22 protein-coding genes are annotated in these 19,957 nt (G+C 45.0%); 15 read left to right on the top strand and 7 right to left on the bottom strand.

From position 1 onward, the window contains the following. Positions 1-96 precede the first annotated feature (96 nt). The 5 genes from AB6D07_RS03160 to rraA all read left to right on the top strand — a co-directional run bounded on the left by AB6D07_RS03160 (position 97) and on the right by rraA (position 4,474). Positions 97-636 carry an SPOR domain-containing protein gene (locus AB6D07_RS03160; protein ID WP_029223037.1) on the top strand — a complete coding sequence of 180 codons (540 nt, stop codon included), beginning with the start codon at positions 97-99 and terminating at the stop codon, positions 634-636. 228 nt (positions 637-864) lie between these two features. After that, complete coding sequence (gene hslV / locus AB6D07_RS03155) at positions 865-1,413, top strand: ATP-dependent protease subunit HslV (protein ID WP_004729692.1); 549 nt, start codon at positions 865-867, stop codon at positions 1,411-1,413. A 58-nt stretch (positions 1,414-1,471) separates the two neighbouring features. Then, positions 1,472-2,812: an HslU--HslV peptidase ATPase subunit gene (hslU, locus tag AB6D07_RS03150; RefSeq protein WP_009848880.1), complete on the top strand. Its 1,341-nt coding sequence runs from the start codon at positions 1,472-1,474 to the stop codon at positions 2,810-2,812. 155 nt (positions 2,813-2,967) lie between these two features. Beyond that, the gene (locus tag AB6D07_RS03145; protein WP_009848879.1) at positions 2,968-3,885 is read left to right on the top strand and encodes a 1,4-dihydroxy-2-naphthoate polyprenyltransferase; all 918 of its coding nucleotides are present in this window, start codon (positions 2,968-2,970) and stop codon (positions 3,883-3,885) included. A gap of 73 nt (positions 3,886-3,958) precedes the next feature. Beyond that, the gene (gene rraA, locus AB6D07_RS03140) at positions 3,959-4,474 is read left to right on the top strand and encodes a ribonuclease E activity regulator RraA (protein ID WP_017103631.1); all 516 of its coding nucleotides are present in this window, start codon (positions 3,959-3,961) and stop codon (positions 4,472-4,474) included. Between the two features lie 109 nt (positions 4,475-4,583). On the opposite strand, the gene zapB is transcribed toward rraA, so the two are convergent. Next, the gene (gene zapB, locus AB6D07_RS03135; protein WP_009848877.1) at positions 4,584-4,826 is read right to left on the bottom strand and encodes a cell division protein ZapB; all 243 of its coding nucleotides are present in this window, start codon (positions 4,824-4,826) and stop codon (positions 4,584-4,586) included. Between the two features lie 324 nt (positions 4,827-5,150). Here zapB and glpX point away from each other — a divergent pair, with 324 nt between their 5' ends. The 3 genes from glpX to AB6D07_RS03120 all read left to right on the top strand — a co-directional run bounded on the left by glpX (position 5,151) and on the right by AB6D07_RS03120 (position 7,469). Further along, the gene (gene glpX, locus AB6D07_RS03130; protein WP_009848876.1) at positions 5,151-6,158 is read left to right on the top strand and encodes a class II fructose-bisphosphatase; all 1,008 of its coding nucleotides are present in this window, start codon (positions 5,151-5,153) and stop codon (positions 6,156-6,158) included. 200 nt (positions 6,159-6,358) lie between these two features. Further along, positions 6,359-6,985, top strand: a complete 627-nt coding sequence (locus tag AB6D07_RS03125; RefSeq protein ID WP_017103632.1) for a metalloregulator ArsR/SmtB family transcription factor — start codon at positions 6,359-6,361, stop codon at positions 6,983-6,985. Between the two features lie 136 nt (positions 6,986-7,121). Beyond that, positions 7,122-7,469 carry a DUF3135 domain-containing protein gene (locus AB6D07_RS03120; protein ID WP_012604966.1) on the top strand — a complete coding sequence of 116 codons (348 nt, stop codon included), beginning with the start codon at positions 7,122-7,124 and terminating at the stop codon, positions 7,467-7,469. A gap of 101 nt (positions 7,470-7,570) precedes the next feature. Here AB6D07_RS03120 and AB6D07_RS03115 read toward each other — a convergent pair whose 3' ends face one another. After that, positions 7,571-7,993: a DUF805 domain-containing protein gene (locus AB6D07_RS03115; protein WP_009848873.1), complete on the bottom strand. Its 423-nt coding sequence runs from the start codon at positions 7,991-7,993 to the stop codon at positions 7,571-7,573. 86 nt (positions 7,994-8,079) lie between these two features. Continuing rightward, positions 8,080-8,427, bottom strand: a complete 348-nt coding sequence (locus tag AB6D07_RS03110; protein WP_004729703.1) for a 5-carboxymethyl-2-hydroxymuconate Delta-isomerase — start codon at positions 8,425-8,427, stop codon at positions 8,080-8,082. 249 nt (positions 8,428-8,676) lie between these two features. On the opposite strand from AB6D07_RS03110, the gene tpiA reads away from it, so the two are divergent. Then, positions 8,677-9,447: a triose-phosphate isomerase gene (tpiA, locus tag AB6D07_RS03105; RefSeq protein ID WP_012604968.1), complete on the top strand. Its 771-nt coding sequence runs from the start codon at positions 8,677-8,679 to the stop codon at positions 9,445-9,447. 150 nt (positions 9,448-9,597) lie between these two features. Here tpiA and pfkA read toward each other — a convergent pair whose 3' ends face one another. The 3 genes from pfkA to AB6D07_RS03090 form a co-directional block, all read right to left on the bottom strand. Further along, positions 9,598-10,560, bottom strand: coding sequence for a 6-phosphofructokinase (gene pfkA / locus AB6D07_RS03100; RefSeq protein ID WP_009848871.1), 963 nt, complete (start codon positions 10,558-10,560; stop codon positions 9,598-9,600). Between the two features lie 316 nt (positions 10,561-10,876). Continuing rightward, entirely contained in the window at positions 10,877-11,785 is a 909-nt protein-coding gene (fieF, locus tag AB6D07_RS03095) for a CDF family cation-efflux transporter FieF (RefSeq protein WP_009848870.1), read from the bottom strand. A 163-nt stretch (positions 11,786-11,948) separates the two neighbouring features. Further along, entirely contained in the window at positions 11,949-12,458 is a 510-nt protein-coding gene (locus AB6D07_RS03090) for a CpxP family protein (protein WP_372140700.1), read from the bottom strand. A gap of 179 nt (positions 12,459-12,637) precedes the next feature. Between AB6D07_RS03090 and AB6D07_RS03085 the strand changes: the two genes are divergently transcribed. From AB6D07_RS03085 to trmL, 4 genes are all read left to right on the top strand, one after another. Further along, complete coding sequence (locus AB6D07_RS03085; RefSeq protein WP_372091282.1) at positions 12,638-13,327, top strand: response regulator; 690 nt, start codon at positions 12,638-12,640, stop codon at positions 13,325-13,327. Next, positions 13,327-14,706, top strand: coding sequence for an envelope stress sensor histidine kinase CpxA (gene cpxA / locus AB6D07_RS03080; RefSeq protein WP_012604972.1), 1,380 nt, complete (start codon positions 13,327-13,329; stop codon positions 14,704-14,706). The genes AB6D07_RS03085 and cpxA overlap by 1 nt, the downstream gene beginning before the upstream one ends. Before the next feature lie 76 nt (positions 14,707-14,782). Beyond that, complete coding sequence (locus AB6D07_RS03075) at positions 14,783-15,400, top strand: superoxide dismutase (protein ID WP_372091280.1); 618 nt, start codon at positions 14,783-14,785, stop codon at positions 15,398-15,400. A gap of 77 nt (positions 15,401-15,477) precedes the next feature. Continuing rightward, entirely contained in the window at positions 15,478-15,957 is a 480-nt protein-coding gene (gene trmL / locus AB6D07_RS03070; protein WP_009844716.1) for a tRNA (uridine(34)/cytosine(34)/5-carboxymethylaminomethyluridine(34)-2'-O)-methyltransferase TrmL, read from the top strand. A gap of 136 nt (positions 15,958-16,093) precedes the next feature. On the opposite strand, the gene AB6D07_RS03065 is transcribed toward trmL, so the two are convergent. After that, positions 16,094-16,618 carry an FxsA family protein gene (locus tag AB6D07_RS03065; RefSeq protein ID WP_012604974.1) on the bottom strand — a complete coding sequence of 175 codons (525 nt, stop codon included), beginning with the start codon at positions 16,616-16,618 and terminating at the stop codon, positions 16,094-16,096. Positions 16,619-16,902: 284 nt separating this feature from the next. Here AB6D07_RS03065 and aspA point away from each other — a divergent pair, with 284 nt between their 5' ends. Continuing rightward, entirely contained in the window at positions 16,903-18,354 is a 1,452-nt protein-coding gene (gene aspA / locus AB6D07_RS03060; RefSeq protein WP_009844714.1) for an aspartate ammonia-lyase, read from the top strand. A 181-nt stretch (positions 18,355-18,535) separates the two neighbouring features. Further along, complete coding sequence (locus AB6D07_RS03055) at positions 18,536-19,843, top strand: anaerobic C4-dicarboxylate transporter (protein WP_009844713.1); 1,308 nt, start codon at positions 18,536-18,538, stop codon at positions 19,841-19,843. Positions 19,844-19,957 lie beyond the last annotated feature (114 nt).

Genomic DNA, 19,957 nt, shown 5'->3' with positions numbered 1-19,957 from the left:
CGGCACATTTTGATGTGCCGCTTCCATTTCTGCACTATTATCCTCGCGCAATCTGGATTACCATGAGGGCAGAATCAGCAACTATTGAATTGTCTTGTGGCTAATAGAGATTATGTAAAGCGTGGTCGTGGTACGAAAAAACCGACCAAAAAACAAGCCCCTCGCCGTAAACCTTGGCGCAGTGGTCTTTTGGCGATCCTCCTTGCCGGTGGTTTTGGTTACGGACTTTACCTATTGAGTAATGATCCTGAGCCGCCAGCACCAACGCCTGTGGCAACCAAACCAAAACCTAAGCCAAAACCAGCGAAAGTGATTCCGCCGCCTCCTGAAGAGAAGTGGGACTACGTTGAAACGCTGCCAAGCCGCGAGATTGAAGTAAAAGCCAAAGAGCAACAGATCTCTAAGATCCCTTACATCATGCAGTGTGGCGCTTACAAAACCTCGTCGCAGGCAGAAGCACGTAAGTTGGATATTGCTTTCCAAGGTATCTCAAGTTCAATCCGTAAAAAAGATGGAAGTAGCTGGTACCGTGTGGTTCTAGGGCCATATAAATTGAAGCGTGATGCAGAGCGAGATCGCCATAAGCTGCAGCGAGCGAAAATCGAACCTTGTGCTATTTGGAAAGACACCGAGTAGTTTTAGATTCAGCGGCAGTCGCAGTCTTAATCTTAGCAAAAGCCGAAAACCAAACACCGAAAGCCTCCCATTGTGGAGGTTTTCTTTTATCTACACCCTTTAGCCAAATTTCCTTACAACTTCCGCCGATAAGTTGCGCGACATCACTCGACCTTCCTTGAATTATCCGAGCACCATCCTCATATACTTTTTATACCCAAAGATAAGAAATATTAAGAGGCCCTACTCGTGACTACCATTGTATCTGTACGTCGTAATAATAAAGTCGTCATCGCGGGTGATGGACAAGTATCTCTAGGCAACACCGTAATGAAGGGCAATGCCCGTAAAGTACGTCGCCTATACAACAACAAAGTACTGGCTGGTTTTGCTGGCGGTACCGCAGATGCTTTCACGCTATTCGAAAAATTTGAAAGCAAGCTGCAAATGCACCAAGGCCACCTAACCAAAGCTGCCGTTGAGCTGGCGAAGGATTGGCGTAGCGACCGTGCTCTACGTAAATTAGAAGCACTGCTAGCAGTAGCGGATGAAACTGCTTCATTGATCATCACAGGTAACGGTGACGTAGTTCAACCAGAGAACGACCTGATTGCTATCGGTTCGGGCGGTAACTTCGCTCAAGCAGCAGCCACTGCACTATTAGAAAATACAGATTTAGATGCGCGTGAAATCGCAGAAAAGTCGCTGAACATTGCGGGCGATATCTGTGTATTCACCAACCATCACCACACTATTGAAGAACTAGAAAGCACCGTTGAGCTACCAAAACCAGAGTAACGACCGCTTCCATCAATAACGTTGTATTCAACAGTGATTAAAGAATTAAGGAAAAACCATGTCTGAGATGACTCCTCGCGAAATTGTTCACGAACTCAATCGCCACATTATCGGCCAAGACAACGCTAAGCGCTCAGTGGCTATCGCTCTTCGTAACCGCTGGCGTCGTATGCAGCTTGAAGAAAGTCTGCGTGTTGAAGTATCACCAAAAAACATCCTGATGATCGGCCCAACCGGTGTAGGTAAAACTGAAATTGCTCGCCGTCTAGCTAAACTAGCAAACGCGCCTTTCATCAAGGTAGAAGCGACTAAGTTCACTGAAGTTGGCTACGTTGGTAAAGAAGTTGAGACCATCATCCGTGATCTAACGGACGTTGCCATCAAGATGACACACCAACAAGCGATGGAAAAAGTACAGTACCGCGCTGAAGAACAAGCTGAAGAACGCATTCTTGATGCCCTTCTACCACCAGCACGTGATGCTTGGGGTCAGAACGAGCAATCAACTGAAGACACCACTTCTTCAAACACTCGTCAGATTTTCCGCAAGAAACTGCGTGAAGGTAAGCTAGATGACAAAGAGATTGAAGTTGATGTAGCGGCGCCACAAATGGGTGTTGAAATCATGTCACCTCCAGGCATGGAAGAGATGACAAACCAGCTACAAGGCATGTTCCAAAACCTCGCTGGCGATACCAAGAAAAAGCGTAAGATGAAAATCAAAGACGCATTCAAAGCACTAACGGAAGAAGAAGCTGCGAAGCTTGTGAACCAAGAAGAGCTAAAAGAGAGCGCGATCTTCAACGCTGAAAACAACGGCATCGTATTCATCGATGAGATCGACAAAATCTGTAAGCGTGGCGACAGCTCTGGCCCAGACGTATCTCGTGAAGGTGTTCAGCGTGACCTGCTCCCTCTTATCGAAGGCAGCACAGTATCAACTAAGCACGGTATGGTTAAAACTGACCACATCTTGTTTATCACTTCAGGTGCATTCCAAGTGGCTAAGCCATCTGATCTGATCCCTGAATTGCAAGGTCGTCTGCCAATCCGTGTCGAACTAGAAGCACTATCAGCACATGATTTCAAACGTATTCTTACTGAGCCAAAGGCATCACTGACAGAACAGTACATTGCCCTGATGAAAACAGAAGATGTCGGCATTGAGTTCACTGAAGATGGCATCAACCAAATTGCTGACGCAGCATGGCGTGTGAACGAAACCACTGAAAACATCGGTGCGCGTCGTCTACATACCGTCATGGAGCGCCTAATGGATGAGATTTCATTCGACGCAACAGACCGAGCAGGCAGCAAATTGGTGATTGATGAGGCTTATGTAATATCTAAGCTTGGCGAGCTCGTAGAAGACGAAGACCTAAGCCGCTTCATCCTGTAGCACACCAAACTCCAACTTATTGCTCTATCTCAAAGAAATAGCAGCTAATAAGCGAATTCAAGGCCCACTTTCGAGTGGGCTTTTTATTACCCGAAAAATGGGCGTATACTCAAATCACAGTATGAAACGAAGACTTACAAAGAATTAGACCTACGATGAAACAATCTCTACTGATTTGGCTTGATGCCGCACGCCCAAAAACTCTGCCTCTCGCACTTGTCTCTATTCTTACAGGAAGTAGTTTAGCGTTCGCTGGTGGTCATTTTTCTTTATCAATCGCACTATTGGCTTTTTTAACCGCCACTCTATTACAGATTCTGTCGAACTTAGCCAATGACTATGGCGACGCGGTAAAAGGCACAGACAACGAAAACCGTCTAGGGCCAACACGTGCAATGCAATCTGGCGCGGTGACCGCGAAAACCATGAAGCAAGCGATCATCCTCAACATCGTATTTACCATGCTCGCTGGGCTGATTCTTATCTTTCATGCCTTAACCTCGATTGAGAGTATCTTATCTTTCATTGCGTTAGGCGTATTAGCCATTGTTGCAGCCATCGCTTACACCGTCGGCAATAAACCTTATGGTTATATTGGCCTTGGTGACTTATCGGTATTTATCTTCTTCGGTTTGTTAGGCGTTTCAGGGACTTATTTCTTACACACTGGCCATGTTGAACCAAGCCTGTTTCTGCCTGCACTAGGCTGCGGATTGATGGCGGTTGCGGTACTCAATATCAACAACATGCGTGATATCGAAAACGACAGCGAATGTGGTAAGCGCACCATGGCGGTTCGCCTAGGGCAACGCAAAGCCAAGCACTATCATTTTGCACTGCTTGGGCTCGCCCTTGCCTCTTTCGCTATCTACCTGCTGATTCAAGAAAAACCGGTCTGGATCAGCCTGCCGTTTTTACTAAGCATTATTATTGTTTATAAGCACGGTAAGGCCGTTTGGGAAACCGAAAAGCCAGCGCAGATTGCACCAATGATGCCCGTGATAGTGAAATGTTCACTGGTCACTAACCTATTGTTTGCAGGGGTTGTCGTAGCTCAAACTCTATTGAGTTAAATGAGACTAATCATTGCAAAGGGATCAAGCACCGATATACTCAAAGTAAGCTCATTGTTCAAAAGGTATACTAATGGAATACAACACTTCAGCACTGTGCGACATATATTTGGATCAAGTTGATGTCGTGGAGCCAATGTTCAGCAACTTCGGTGGACGTGCATCCTTCGCAGGACAGATCACGACATTAAAGTGTTTTGAAGACAATGCTTTAATTCGCTCCGTATTAGAACAAGATGGTTTGGGGCGTGTGTTGTTAATCGATGGTGGCGGCTCACTGCGTAAAGCGCTGATCGATGCTGAGATTGCCCTACTTGCTGAAGACAATGAGTGGGAAGGTATTGTGGTTTACGGCTGCGTACGCGAAGTCGATGAGTTAGAAGACATGAATCTTGGTATTCAGGCTTTAGCCTCTATTCCTGTGGGTGCAAGCCAAGAAGGTGTCGGCGAATTGGATGTACCTGTGAACTTTGGCAGCGTGACCTTCTTACCGGAAGATTACCTCTATGCAGACAACACTGGCATTATTCTTTCGGCAGAGCCTTTGGATGTAGAACTCGATCTGGATGTTGAAGAAGAAGCCGAGTAACTCACTCAGCTTCAAATAATAAAACAAGCCATAGAACACAAAGCATAAGAATACAAACGAAAACGCCCGCTACTGAGTAGCGGGCGTTTTTTTAAATCTGAAGAGTCGATTACTCTACGTCATCCATTTTACCAAGAAGGTTACGGATGCGATCTTGCCATGCTGAATGCTCTTCCTGCATTTGCTGAGTTTTTTGCTCTAGCTCGTGACGGCTTGCTTTAAGCTCACCAGCTTCTGTTGCTAGTGCTTGTTTCTCTTCTTTAAGCTCTTCCACTTCCATTTGAAGAAGTGCAATTGTATCTACTGCTGTTTGAATTTTTGCTTCTAGCTGCTCTAGTACTTCAAAAGACATTCTGGCCTACCTTTAAGTTATCCGTTTGATGGTGAAGGTTCACTCCACTTATTTCCCCATTCTACTCAGCAGAGCAAGGATAAACACTCAATATATTCGATATTTTGCGCCATTCGATGAAAAAAACAGCGCTTTTTACCGAATATTGACGTGAGTGATTACCGCCACAAGGGCAAACCGATTATTTTGATGAATAATAACTGTTTTCCACTGCGAATTGATCGAGAGCAATCTCCAAAAAACAAAAAAGCAAACGTTTCCTTTGGGATATGGTAAAATTCGCCGCGAAATTTCTATTCCCCCTTTGATAATTTTGGAGTCCGCATGAAACGCGATTTAGCAATGTCATTCTCTCGTGTCACAGAAGGTGCAGCACTAGCTGGTTACAAGTGGCTTGGTCGTGGCGATAAAAACGCTGCAGATGGCGCTGCTGTAGAAGTAATGCGTAGCCTACTAAACAAAACCGAAATTAGCGGTGAGATTGTTATCGGCGAAGGTGAAATCGATGATGCACCTATGCTATATATCGGTGAAAACGTCGGTGTGGGCGGCGATGCTGTCGATATCGCCGTAGACCCAATTGAAGGGACTCGCATGACAGCAATGGGTCAATCAAATGCATTGGCGGTATTGGCTGCAGGCGAAAAAGGCAGCTTCCTTAAAGCGCCTGACATGTACATGGAAAAATTGGTTGTTGGCCCTGGTGCTAAAGGCGTAATTGACCTAGAGCTGCCACTAACAGAAAACCTAGAAAACATCGCTAAAGCACTAGGTAAAACACTCGATACGCTAGTAGTAACCACACTGGCTAAGCCTCGTCACGATCAAGTCATTGCCGACATGCAAGCCATGGGCGTTCGTGTATTTGCTGTGCCAGACGGTGATGTTGCTGCTTCTATCCTAACGTGTATGCCAGACAGCGAAGTAGACGTAATGTACTGCATCGGCGGCGCGCCTGAAGGTGTCGTTTCGGCTGCTGTTATTCGCGCACTCGACGGCGACATGCACGCACGTCTGCTTCCTCGTCATGAAGTAAAAGGCGATACAGAAGAGAACCGCAAACACGGTGAGCTTGAATTAGAGCGTTGTGCAGAAATGGGTGTAACGGCGGGCATCGTCTTGAAAATGGAAGACATGGCACGCAGCGATAATGTTGTGTTCTCGGCAACAGGTATTACTAAGGGTGATCTTCTAGAGGGCATCACTCGCACAGGCAATATCGCAACCACAGAAACTCTGCTTATCCGTGGTCGCTGTCGTACGATTCGCCGCATCAAATCTATCCACTACCTAGAGCGTAAAGACCCAGAAGTAATCGGTCACATCCTGTAGACCTAAACTAGCTCTAACAGAAACGTTCCAAGGCTGATACCAAGTATCAGCCTTTTGTTTTATTAGTGCACCAGAATCTCACCATTTGCTGTCGCTAGAGTAAAACGCTGTCTATATAGTAAATCCCCATCAATATAGTAAATGGTTTGCTTTATAAACACCTTGCCTCATAATAGTGAGGTTGATGAGGTAGGGATAGTATGAAAACAAGCGACAAAATCTTACAGACCATTAAGCGTCAAGGCGCGGTAACCGCGAAACAATTGTCAGAAGAGTTTGGCATGACGACAATGGGTGCAAGGCAACATCTGCAAAGTCTGGAAGATGACGGTATTCTTGCGTTTCATGATGTGAAAGTGAAAGTGGGTCGCCCGACTCGCCACTGGTCCCTGACTCAACAAGGCCATAGCCAATTTTCAGACCGACACGGTGAACTCACTATTCAAGTAATTGATGCCGTAGAAAATCTATTCGGTAAAGAAGGGTTGGCTAAGGTTGCTGCCGAGCGAGAACAACACACTCTGAAGCAGTATCAATCTGCACTGTCTGGCTGTGATTCGCTCATGAGTAAGCTTGAAAAACTCACACAGCTTCGCGAAGAAGAAGGCTACATGGCTGAACTTCAAGAGCATGATGAGCACTACATCTTAATTGAGAACCACTGCCCCATCTGCAAAGCAGCAACTCGTTGCCCTAGCCTATGCCAATCTGAGCTCAATGTTTTCACTGAACTGCTCAAAAATGAGTGTCATGTAAGCCGCACTGAACACATTATTGCCGGCGAGAGACGCTGTACTTATACCTTAACGCCCACGCCTTTATCGTAATACCAAGCGCTAAGGGCTAGTCCCAACCCACCGATTCCGTCTCAATATTGAGAAAATGAGAATAGATTAAAATTTGTACAAATTTATTTCTTAAGCTTAAAGCATATGAAACATGCTTAATGCTAAGGAAGGAATCATGGCACAGCCACAGCCAAATCAAAAACTGCCCCCCTTTGATGAACTGGTCCAACTCGCCAAAAGCGATCCGAAAGCATTCAATCAATTCAAACACGAAATGTGCGAGCAGATGATTTGTTCGGCCTCGGAAACTATGCAAGACAGGCTACGCGCTCAGCAAAGTCACATCGATTTGGTGGTCGGTCGCTGTAAAAATCCACATCATGTTAATGTCGTGCTCATGCAGGAGCTTCGTTGTCAGGTCTGTAAATTCCAAGATGCACTCGAAGGTCGCTGTAGTTTTGAAGAACCTAAACCTGAAAATGTCGTGCCTTTCAGGCCAAATACAGAACCAAAAATGTACTGAAAGCTAAAATGTATTAGTGAAAAAAACGCATTAAAAACAAAATGCCTTAGAACAAAAAAGGGAGCGCAATGCTCCCTTTTTACTGATGAATCATCCAATCTTTAAACGGGATCTTCACCGTAATCATTACGGCCTTCTGTGCCTTTCAACAAACCACACTCAATCAGAATCCATAAGCCACACACTAACGCTGCAACGGTCGCAACCATATGGATTGGCGATACCGGCTCAGTGGTAGTCGCAGCCATTGGCGAAGCCAAACGACCCAGTACTAGGGGCACATTTAGTAGTAACCAGTAATTCGACTTATTGCGGTCGTGCCAGCGCTTAGCGGTGACCGCAAGATCTGGGATCACTAGCAGCAATAGGAATACTGGCAGTAGGATGTAAGAGTAAGCAGGGAACAACACAGAGATACCAGAAGCAAAACCAGTAATCGCTATGTAGTAGAAAATATTCCAAATCCAGTAAGTCTTACGACCAATTCTCCCTTTGAAAGAGAGCAGTAAATCTTTCATCGACATCTTAAAACACTCAAAAATTAATACGCTACCAAAAAGTTAGCAGCAAATAGTTAGTGAATCACTTTTAGTTAGTTGATTATTTTTAGCTAGTTAATCACTTTCTGAAAGCAACTTTTATCCATATCCCGTATGTTGACCGTTAGGCTACGGATATGGCTTGCCTGTTCTTGTAAGGTTTGCATTAACAAACGCGACAATTCTCTTTTCTGTTCTTCAGTACGTCCAGAAAGTAACTCGAAGCTAATATGAACAAAATCTACATTGTCCTCTTCATCACCGACCAACCAGTTATGACAGCGTAGTGAACGAGACTTCACAGAAGGTACATCAAACAAACCACAGTTTAATGTAACTTGATGAAGGTCTTCCAGTAAACCTTGGATATTCACTCGCTCATCCACTGAATTTGAGTACTCTAGAACTAGATTCGGCATTATTACTTCCTATTGTTAACGCAATCGTTTGTCCCTTAATAGCAACTAACGATGAAAAATCCGAGAAGTTAGCTATTATTCTGTCTGCCGGATCACTGATATTTGCTCAAAATCTACTCTGACCATTGAGTAAGATCCAAGAAAGTCATGACCACAGTCATGATCTGTTGATATTATTCTGTTATATTATTTCGTAATAAAGTTTACTTTTTTACATTCGATTTATTTAAATACTTTGGAGATATTCCTATGCGTCATCCTGTAGTTATGGGTAACTGGAAACTAAACGGCAGCAAAGAAATGGTTGTTGATCTACTAAACGGTCTTAACGCTGAACTTGAAGGCGTAACAGGCGTAGACGTAGCAGTTGCTCCACCAGCACTTTTCGTTGATCTTGCTGAGCGTACGCTTACTGAAGCGGGCAGCGCTATCATCCTAGGTGCTCAAAACTCTGACCTAAACAACAGCGGTGCATTCACTGGCGACATGTCTCCAGCAATGCTTAAAGAGTTCGGCGCATCTCACATCATCATCGGTCACTCTGAGCGTCGTGAATACCACGCTGAGTCTGACGAATTCGTTGCTAAGAAATTCGCATTCCTAAAAGAGAACGGCCTAACTCCAGTTCTTTGTATCGGTGAATCTGAAGCACAAAACGAAGCAGGCGAAACTGTTGCTGTATGTGCTCGTCAACTTGACGCTGTTATCAACACTCAAGGTGTTGAAGCTCTTGAAGGCGCTATCATCGCTTACGAACCAATCTGGGCTATCGGTACTGGTAAAGCAGCTACAGCTGAAGATGCACAACGCATCCACGCTCAAATCCGTGCACACATCGCAGAGAAATCTGAAGACGTTGCTAAGAAAGTTGTTATCCAATACGGCGGTTCTGTTAAGCCAGAAAACGCAGCAGCTTACTTCGCACAACCAGACATCGATGGTGCTCTAGTTGGCGGCGCAGCACTTGACGCGAAAAGCTTCGCAGCTATCGCTAAAGCAGCAGCTGAAGCAAAAGCTTAATTTAAACTTCACCGTTTAGATTAGATGAAAGGTCAACTTAGGTTGGCCTTTTTTGTGCCTGCCGTTTGTAAAAACTCAAACGACAGGCACAAAAAAACCGCTGAACAATCAGCGGTTTTTAATATTTTTTAAGCGAACGCTAAGCTTGGCTTAGAATAACTCTTCTGCAACGCGGAACAACTCAGAACGGTCTGGGTTCTGCATGTTCTCGATACAGTCGATGATATCGTGGTGAACAAGAGCTTCTTTCTCGATACCAACACAACGACCACCTTGACCTTCTTGAAGAAGGTGAACAGCGTAGTTGCCCATACGAGAAGCCAGTACACGGTCAAATGCAGTAGGACGACCACCACGTTGAATGTGACCAAGAACGGTTGCGCGAGTCTCACGACCTGTTGCCGTTTCAATCTCTTTAGCCAATTCGTTCGCGTCCATCATTAGTTCAGTTAGAGCGATAATTGCGTGCTTCTTGCCTTTCGCAATACCATCTTGGATATTGCTGATTAGCTGATCTTTATCTAGGCCAGTCTCAGGTGTAATGATGTACTCACAACCACCCGCGATTGCTGACATAAGCGTAAGGTCACCACAGTGACGGCCCATGATTTCAACAATAGAAATACGTTGGTGAGAAGAAGACGTATCACGTAGACGGTCGATTGAATCGATAACAGTGTTAAGCGCAGTTAGGTAACCGATAGTGTAATCAGTACCCGCGATATCATTATCGATTGTGCCTGGAAGACCGATACATGGGTAACCCATCTCAGTCAGTTTCTTAGCACCCATGTAAGAACCGTCACCACCGATAACAACAAGTGCTTCGATACCGTGCTTCTTAAGGTTCTCGATGCCTTTCTCACGAACAGCCACGTCTTTGAACTCAGGGAAACGTGCAGAACCTAAGAAAGTACCACCACGGTTGATCACGTCAGATACGCTTGAACGGTCAAGCTTTTCGATACGGTCTTCCACAAGGCCTTGGTAGCCGTCGTAAATGCCGTAAACTTCAATGCCAACTGATAGCGCAGTACGAACTACACCGCGAACTGCTGCGTTCATGCCTGGAGCGTCACCACCACTGGTCAAAACACCGATCTTCTTAATCATGCTCACCCTCGATTTTTGGGAATCTATTATTCAATTCTTGTTCTTGCTGATTGTATATCAACAAGATTTTAAATCTATATTTGTACGTTATGTTACATTTCCTCAACAGGAATAGCACTTAAATCACGTAAAATTATGTAACATTTCTACTTCTGTAAGAGTATTACAGTTTTACTCAATAACTTTGTTGATTCACATCAGAATCAACATTAATTGTTACTAAGGTGATTTTTGAATCACCTTTGAGTTAGCAATTTTTACTCACTTTAGTTCAAAAGCCATTCACTTGCCATTTGCTGCCTAATTTTTAGACGCATTACCATGAGTGAAATTTCTGCTGCTTCTCTGGGCCAAATACGACCGAATATGGATCTTGATGAATTAATACATCAGCATCAGGGAACACAGAAATAAGCTTGTCCTCTACTTCGTCAGAAATGCGGTGTGCTTCAATCAGTGGGATATTATCTTCGAGTTCTAAATGCAATTGAATGAAACGAACAGGCCCAGAACGGCGCGTTCTTAGTTGATGTACACCCAGTACCCCTTCCACACTCAACGATGCCTCTTTAATTTGCTTGAGCTCTTCATCGGGTAGCTTGTGATCAAGTAGAGATTGCACCGCTTCCATCGCCATTTGGTAAGCACTGTAAAGAATGTAGATGCCGATACCAATCGCGAATACCGAGTCCGCTTGACCGATACCAAACCAGCTCAGTGCTAGCGCCAGCATAATCGCCGCATTCATATAGAGGTCAGATTGATAATGCAGTGAGTCAGCCGCAATGGCTTGGCTACCCGTTTTGCTCACAACATGCTTTTGGAATCGAACCAAACCGAAGGTCATGACCATTGCGAACAAGCTGACATAAATACCAATTTCAGGAGAGTTCAGCTCATGCGGTCGGAAGAAACGTTCAATACCGTTAAGAATAAGGAAACAAGCTGAACCAGAAATAAACATCGCTTGTGCTAATGCAGCAAGAGATTCGGCCTTGCCATGACCAAAGGTGTGCTCTTTGTCGGCGGGCTGCAGAGAGTAACGAACCACCACAAGGTTGACGACAGAAGCGGCGATATCCAACAGTGAGTCAACAACAGAAGCTAATAAACTGACTGAGCCTGTCACCCACCACGCTGCAACCTTCACAACCAATAATATGGAGGCAATGATGGTGGCAGCCCAAGCGGCGAGCGTAACTAAACGTGCGTATTCTTGTTTCATAAATTGGCTATAAAGTGACTGATAGCACAAAGTATAACCCGCAAAACACCGATTGAATATGACAGCTAGGATCTAATACATTCATTTTAAAGATCAAAAAAAGCGGCACTAGGCCGCTTCTTTCTAAACACTTTCAATCAATCCAGTTTTTTCAAACCATGAATTACTTATCTTTGCTCATGCGTTTTTCCATTTTGTCCGCACATTTAGCCATGCGATCTTGCTGGATTTCTTTCAGTTGAGTCTTCTGTTCAGGTGTTAGTACGCTCATCATTTGATGTTGCTTCTTCAGCATGGTTAAACGACGCTCTGTTTGCTTCTCTACCATTTGGCTTGCTAGGTCGTTTGCCGCCGCTTCATCAAAGGTATCGGCTAGAACTAAATCTTGAACTTTCTCGTGGTGCGCTTTCATCTGCGCCATCTTGTCCGCTTTATTACCTGAATGTTTTGCTTTCATCTCTGCACGGTTCGCTTCACGCATCTCTTTTAGCTCTGCTTTTTGAGCATCCGTCAGATCCAGTTGACGCATCACTTTTTTGTCAAAGCCGCCACACTTGCCGTGCATGCTTTTGTGGTCCCCTTTATCGCCACCGCCATATGCGAACGCGCTTGCTGTACCTAACATAAGTGGAAGTGCCGCAGCTACTAGTACAAGTTTCTTAGTCATTTTCATAATTTTTGCCTCAATTCGGTATAATCAGTCATGTGTTGCGTTTGTTTTCAGCGCTTAGATATAGATTAGTCTTTCCCTCGTAAAGCGACGTTTAGAAAGCGTAAAGAATCGTAAAGAGTGAAAGTTGACGAATAATTAGCAGTATTATTAACCTATAAACAACTGATTAAGGCTTCCCAATGGCGAACATTCTTCTTATTGATGACGACACCGAGCTAACCGGCTTACTTAAAGACATACTGAGCTTTGAGGGATTCACTGTTTCCGAAGCCAATGACGGCTATGCGGGGTTGGAAGCTATCAATGATGAGATAGATTTGATTCTTTTGGACGTGATGATGCCGCGCCTTAACGGTATGGAAACGCTAAAGAAACTAAGAGAAAATTGGGAAACGCCAGTACTGATGCTGACAGCTAAAGGTGAAGAGATCGACCGTGTTATTGGCCTTGAGCTTGGCGCAGATGATTACTTGCCAAAGCCTTTCAGTGACCGAGAGCTGCTCGCTCGTATTCGTGCTATCTTACGTAGAACGCAGATCAACACCGCACCTAAAGCAACCAGTGATAAGGTTCAATATCAAGACATTGAAGTGTTCCCCGGCAAGCAAGAAACTTATTGTAATGGCCAGCTTATCGATCTTACCACCACCGAGTTCGCTTTGCTGAGTCACCTAATCCAGAACCCAGGGCAAGTGATCACCAAGGAAGCGTTGAGTTTGGATGTGCTGGGCAAAAGGCTTGCAGCATTTGACCGTGCGATAGACATGCACATATCCAACCTACGTAAAAAAATCCCAGAACGCAGTGACGGTAAATCTCGCATCAAGACATTACGAGGCCGTGGCTACTTATTGGTAGAGGAAGATTAATGCGTATACCTAAAATCACCAGCTTATATGGACGTATCTTTGCTATCTTTTGGTTCACCATGTTACTGGTGCTTTTGTCGGTACTGTCACTTCCCCATTTAGACCCGCGAGTGGCGCGCGATGTGCCTGCCGATCATCTCGATAAACTCGAACGTATCGCTAAATTCACAGAAAAGCGCTACGCCAAAGAATCTAACCTGGGAAAAATAGTGTTCCAACTTGAGGCACCGCGTAGCCGCAAGGATTCTCGAGCTCGTATTTACCTAACCGACCTTGAAGGCGCGGTCCTTACATCGAAAAGACACTCAAATTACAAACTTAAAGCGATTCGTAATTTTGTTACCTCGATAGATAACCCTGAATTACCCAAGCAAAAGTTATACGGACATTACATGGTAGCAGGGCCAGTCCCTATCACACTCGCTGGAGAAGAATTACTGATGTATGCCGGAGTAAAATGGAACCAACCCCCTCCATTTTTGCTGCGCTTATTTGATAGACCTTTACAGTTATTGCTTGCGGTAATGCTAGCAAGTACCCCACTGCTATTATGGTTAGCTTGGGCATTGAGCCAACCTGCTCGTAGGCTTGAACGCGCAGCACAACGTGTGGCGAAAGGTCAGTTTGAGGTCGATCCCACACTCGAAAAAGGCACCTCAGAATTCAGACAAGCGGGTGAGAGCTTTAACCAGATGGTCGAAGCGGTTAATCAAATGATTTCGGGGCAACAACGCCTACTTTCAGATATCTCACACGAGCTACGATCGCCATTGACCCGCCTTCGCATGGCCAATGCTCTTGCGATTCGTAAACAGGGTGAGAGCCAAGAGTTAGAACGTATTGATATGGAAGCTCAGCGATTAGAGCAAATGATCAGTGAGCTACTGACGCTATCACGCATGCAGGTCGACAGCCATATTACTCGTGAGGTTCAGCCTATTTCGAGCTTATGGGAAGAGATTTTAAAAGATGCAGAATTTGAAGCTGAACAGATGGGTAAATTACTGACGTTTTCAGAGATCCCAGACCGTTCTATTTCGGGTAACCCTAAGCTACTGATGAGTGCCTTGGACAATATTACGCGCAATGCTATCTACTACGGTAAAGACCAAGTCGATGTGCAATTCGATGTTGTCCAAGATCGGCTGACGATTTGCGTCAATGATAATGGCGATGGTGTGCCTGATGACGAACTGGATTCTATCTTTAGACCTTTCTACCGAGTTTCAACGGCGCGAGATCGTAACTCTGGCGGCACAGGGCTTGGCCTAACCATTACAGAGAGTGCGATTCGTCAACACAGCGGAACCATCACTGCAAGCCGTAGCCAGCTCGGTGGATTACAACTCAAAATCACCCTGCCTATCCTGCCAGTGTAATACCCCTACAAAGATCACAGTTGATAATGATTTCCATTATCATTATGGTAAGTCCTCTAATTAAGGAGGATTTACCATGTCACACTCTTTTCCTGCTCTACCCTACGCCTACGACGCCCTAGAACCTTACATTGACGCTAAGACGATGGAAGTGCACTACAGCAAGCACCATAGAACCTACTACGATAAGTTTGTTGCGGCGATTTCTGGCAGTGAACTTGAGCAGCAATCTCTGACCGAGATCTTCGCTAGCATCTCTCAGCACAGCCCTGCCGTTCGCAACAATGGCGGCGGTTACTACAACCATATTTTATATTGGAACTGCATGGCTCAAGATGGCGGGGGTGAACCAGCAGGTAAACTTGGCGACGCGATCCAAAGTACTTTCGGAGATTTTGAGACGTTCCAAGATCAGTTCGCTCAAGCGGCAATCAATACCTTCGGTTCAGGCTTTGCTTGGTTGGTAGTAGAAGAAGGACAACTGAAAATCATCTCGACCTCAAACCAAGACAACCCGTGGATGGATACCATCGCCAGCAACGGTGAGCCGATTCTTGCACTGGATGTCTGGGAACACGCCTACTACATCAGCTACCAAAACCGTCGCCCTGATTACATCAACGCATGGTGGAACGTGGTGAATTGGAATGCGGTTTCTGAAAACTACGCACAAGCACTCGCGAATAAAGCGTAAGCTAATGGTGGTGAACTGTACTCACTCAGCTTGCCACCGTATACTCTGGCTATCTTTGATTATTCTTGTGAACCAACATGTTTGATATCGCTCTATACGAACCTGAAATTGCGCCCAATACGGGTAACATCATCCGCCTATGTGCTAACTGCGGCGCAAACCTGCACCTGATTGAGCCGCTTGGCTTTGATTTTGAAGAGAAGAAAGTTCGTCGTGCTGGCTTGGATTACCACGATCTAGCGCGTGTTAAGCGTCACAAGAACCTAGAAGCCTTTCTTGAGTATCTAGAGAATGAACGCGAGGGTGACTTCCGCATCTTTGCTTGCACGACAAAGACCACAGGTCACCACGTGGATGCGAAATTCCAACAAGGTGATGTGTTGATGTTTGGCCCTGAGACACGTGGCCTGCCTGCAGAGTTCATCGAAAGCATGCCAATGGAACAACGCATTCGTATTCCAATGATGCCAGATGCGCGTAGCCTCAACCTATCTAACGCGGTTGCTATTATTGCATTCGAAGCGTGGCGACAAATGGGCTTTGAAGGCGCGGTATAACCGAACGCTCCCCCCCTGCTAGCAATAAAAAAGGCTCTTACCATTATCACTTTCTTGCGAAGGATAAAGGTAAGAGCCTTTTCTGTTTTTCCCTCTATATAAAGAAGAGATAAAAACAAAGAAGAGAAAAAACGGATTAGTTTAAGCGGTTACGATCGTTGTCATCGTCTTTCTTCTCAAATTCACCCTCAAAGGTGTTGCCGTCTTTTGATTGATCTGATGGGTCGCGATTGAATGGGTCTTGTCCAAATGGACTCTGACCAAAACCAGCCTGTCCACCCGCATGGAAACCGCCAGACATATTGGTCACCACCATTTTTTCCATCATTTTCTTAGCAATCATCGCTCTTGGTGCTGGTAGCAATACCAACATACCGAGTGCGTCCGTCATAAAGCCAGGAGTCAGCAGCAATACACCAGCAACCGCAAGCATCACGCCTTCAAGAATCTGTTGTGCTGGCATTTCGCCTTGTTGTAATCGACCTTGTACAGACATAAGTGTTTGAATGCCTTGGCTACGAACAAGCGATGCACCAACAAATGCAGTAATCAAAACCAACGCAATAGTTGGCCACAATCCTAAGAAGCCACCAACTTGAATAAATAGCCCAATCTCAATGATGGGTACGAAGATAAATAGTAATAATAAGATAGGAAACACACGCCCTCCTTTGTTACATCCAGTTTACGCTGAAAGCCCTATCAATCTCAAATTTATCCTGTAAATAAGCGTGTTTATTGACCGAGAATAACTTTGCAAAATATTGACGAAACAAAACCGAAAAAGGTGATCAACTTAATATTTTTATGCGCTAAGTACAGTATCATGTGCCACATAAGTCAGGACGGATTTATCAGCCCAATATTCTAGCGAACGGAGTATTTGCACACAGAATAGGCTAATAACTAACTATATAATCAGAATAATTCTCTAAGGATCCTGTTATGGCTAATCTATCAGAAGCTCAAGTTGAAGCTCCTCAAGCTACTCGTCTCGAAGAAGATCTACTAGGTCAACGTCATGTTCCGGCTGATGCTTACTACGGCATCCACACTCTACGCGCAGTTGAAAACTTCAACATCTCAAATGTAACGATCTCAGATGTACCTGAATTCGTTCGCGGTATGGTGATGACAAAGAAAGCAGCGGCTTTAGCAAACAAAGAGTTAGGTGTAATCCCAAGCGAAGTAGCTAAATACATCATCGAAGCTTGTGACCTCATTCTAGACACTGGTAAGTGCATGGATCAGTTCCCATCGGATGTATTCCAAGGTGGTGCTGGTACTTCTGTAAACATGAATGCTAACGAAGTAGTGGCAAACGTGGCTCTTGAACTTATGGGCAAAGAAAAAGGCCAATATGAGTTCATAAACCCAAATGACCATGTAAACCGCAGCCAATCAACTAACTGTGCTTACCCTACGGGTTTCCGTATCTCAGTTTACAACAGCGTTCGTAAACTGATTGACGCTATCGAATACCTAAAAGGTGCATTCGAGCTTAAGAGCCAAGAATTCAACACAATCCTGAAGATGGGTCGTACTCAACTTCAAGATGCAGTACCTATGACGGTTGGCCAAGAGTTCCACGCTTGGGCTGTAACCATCAACGAAGAAATCAAAAACCTAGAATACACTTCAAAGCTATTGCTTGAAGTTAACCTAGGCGCAACGGCTATCGGTACAGGTCTGAATGCAGCACCGGGTTACCAAGGCCTAGCAGTTAAACACCTAGCGGAAGTAACTGGCCTAGAGTGTGTAGCGGCTGAAGATCTTATCGAAGCAACATCTGACTGTGGCGCATACGTAATGACGCACGGTGCACTTAAGCGCCTAGCGGTTAAACTGTCTAAGATTTGTAACGACTTACGTCTTCTTTCTTCAGGCCCACGCACTGGCTTTAACGAACTAAACCTACCTGAACTGCAAGCTGGCTCTTCAATCATGCCAGCTAAAGTAAACCCAGTTGTGCCTGAAGTAGTAAACCAAGTTTGCTTTAAAGTTCTAGGTAACGACAACACGGTTTCTTTCGCGGCAGAAGGCGGTCAGCTTCAACTGAACGTAATGGAACCTGTTATCGCACAAAGCATGTTTGAGTCTCTAGACATTCTAACAAACGCATGTGTGAACCTACGCGACAAGTGTGTAGACGGCATTACTGTGAACAAAGAAGTGTGTGAATCTCACGTATTTAACTCTATCGGTATCGTCACTTACCTAAACCCATACATTGGCCACCACGAGGGTGATGTTGTTGGTAAGATCTGTGCTGAAACAGGTAAAAGCGTTCGTGATGTAGTTCTAGAACGCGGGTTATTAACCGAAGAAGAACTTGATGACATTTTCTCTGTTGAAAATTTGATGCATCCTCAGTATAAAGCAAAACGCTACGAATAACGTTAGCGAAAAAGGGCTCCAAACGGAGCCCTTTTTTAGGCTCCAATACGGTTAACCATGTTAATTTTGTGGGTTTCTGTTGGTTGCACTTTTGCGAAATAGAATCTAAACCATAGAACTATTATGTGAACATTCCAGCGGCGAATGTTCACATAATAAAATCTAAAATGAGGTGTTACTTATGATTGCAGTAGAACTATTTGTCGTCCTGCTCTTTATCTTTTTGGGGGCCAGAATTGGCGGTATCGGTATTGGTTTTGCCGGTGGTGCTGGTGTTATTGCCCTTTCACTGATTCTTGGCGTTCCAACAAGCCAGTCTTTCATCCCGATCGACGTAATCTTGATCATCATGTCGGTTATCACCGCAATTGCTGCTATGCAGGTTGCGGGCGGTATGGACTGGTTGGTACAAATTGCAGAAAATTTTTTGCGTAAACACCCTGAACGCATCACCTTTTACGCGCCGATTGTGACCTTTGTAATGACACTAATGGCCGGTACTGGTCACACAGCATTCTCTACGCTTCCTGTAATAGCAGAAGTAGCGAAAGGCCAAGGTGTTCGTCCTTCTCGTCCACTGTCTATCGCAGTTGTCGCCTCTCAAATTGCTATCACAGCTTCGCCAATCTCGGCTGCAGTTGTTGCTTTCGCAGCAATGCTGGCACCCTTTGGTGTTGATTACCTAACGCTATTGATGGTTTGTATCCCAACAACCTTCATCGCTTGTATGGTTGGTGCGGTTGTTGCTAACTACATGGGTAGCGAACTGAAAGACGATCCTGTTTACCAAGAACGTCTAGAGAAAGGCCTAATCAAACTGGCGACAGAAGAGAAACGTGAAATTCTACCAACAGCGAAGAGAGCAACGTACATCTTCCTAGCAGCAATTGGTTTCGTGGTTTGCTACGCAGCGGCTATCTCTAGCTCTGTTGGCCTAATTGAAAACCCAGCGCTTGGTCGTAACGAAGCGATCATGTCTGTGATGCTAGCAGCAGCAGCGGCTATCGTGATGTTCACTAAGATTGATGCTGCGAAGATTTCTTCAGCGCCAACATTCCGCTCTGGTATGACAGCGTGTGTTTGTGTACTTGGTGTAGCTTGGTTAGGTTCAACGTTTGTAAACGCACACGTTGCTGAGATCAAAGACGTAGCAGGTGCTCTACTGGCTGACTACCCATGGATGCTGGCTCTTGTTTTGTTCTTCGCTTCTATGCTGCTTTACTCTCAAGGCGCAACAACAGTTGCACTAATGCCAGCAGCTCTAGCGATTGGCGTAGCACCACTAACAGCCGTGGCTTCTTTTGCTGCAGTAAGTGCACTGTTCGTACTTCCAACTTACCCTACGCTACTGGCAGCGGTTGAGATGGATGACACAGGCTCAACGCGTATTGGTAAGTACGTATTTAATCACCCATTCTTCATTCCTGGTGTGGTAACAATCAGTACAGCGGTTGCACTCGGCTTCGCATTTGGCGGCCTATTCATCTAGTAATCACTAATGTTCTAAACTAAAAAAGGAAGCTTCGGCTTCCTTTTTTGTTTTCTGCTCAATGTGTTATTTGATACACGTCAAATAACCGTTATAAAATTCAAAAACCAACCA

It is taken from the genome of Vibrio sp. 10N.239.312.C11 (assembly GCF_041466065.1).
GTDB classification, from domain to species: Bacteria; Pseudomonadota; Gammaproteobacteria; order Enterobacterales; family Vibrionaceae; genus Vibrio; species Vibrio tasmaniensis_A.
The sequence above is the reverse complement of the archived record's forward strand: the minus strand, read 5'-3'. Positions and strand labels throughout refer to the sequence as shown.